Genomic DNA, 773 nt, shown 5'->3' on the forward strand with positions numbered 1-773 from the left:
CCACCGGGGGCCATCATCGGCGGCTGACGTTTCGGCAGTTACGCTGGCTCCCTCGTGAAACCGATGGAGCCCCGCATGCGCCTGACCCGTACCCCGTTGCTGTTGGCCCTGGCCAGCCCGTTGTGGCTGGCCGCCTGCAGTCCGTCGGCGCCGCCGCCGGCCGATTCCGCCGCCGCCGATCCCGCCCAGGGCCCGGCCACGGCCATTCCCGAAGGCCGGCCGACGCCCGGTGACGCCGTGCCGTCCTCGGGTCTCTCGCCGGATGCGGTCACTGCCGGCAGCCCTGCGCCGGATGCTGTTGCGCCTGCTGCGGGCGGTGCCACGACACCTGCCGCGGACGCCGCCGCCACACCCGCCGCGCCGACCAGCGCTGGCACCAGCGATGTCCGTCAGCGCATCGACCAGGTGCTCGGCGATTCTGCCCAGTACGAAGCAGTCTTCAATGCCTTCCAGAAAGCCGTCAATGGCGGCGATCGCGCCGCCGTGGTCGAGGAGGTCCGCTTCCCCTTGAACATCGCCAACGGCGCCAAGATCACCGGCCCCGGCGAGTTCCAGCGCAACTACGAGCGCATCCTGACCCCGGCCGTGCGCAAGGCCATCGCGGCGCAGAAATTCGACGACGTCATGGTCAACCAGCAGGGCGTGATGATCGGCGACGGCCAGGTCTGGCTCAACGGCACCTGCCTGGATCAGGCCTGCAGCCGCACCGAGGTCAAGGTGGTGACCATCCAGTAAGCCGGTGCAGCGCCGGAACGCGCGTGAGTCATGCCGGG

Annotated in this window: 1 protein-coding gene; it reads left to right on the forward strand. The window is 70.4% G+C overall.

Going from position 1 to position 773, the window contains the following annotated elements:
* The first annotated feature begins 75 nt into the window (after nt 1–75).
* The gene (locus tag ACE026_RS20360) at nt 76–735 is read left to right on the forward strand and encodes a hypothetical protein (RefSeq protein ID WP_486040658.1); all 660 of its coding nucleotides are present in this window, start codon (nt 76–78) and stop codon (nt 733–735) included.
* Nucleotides 736–773: the final 38 nt, after the last annotated feature.

The organism is Stenotrophomonas sp. AGC87 (assembly GCF_057333975.1).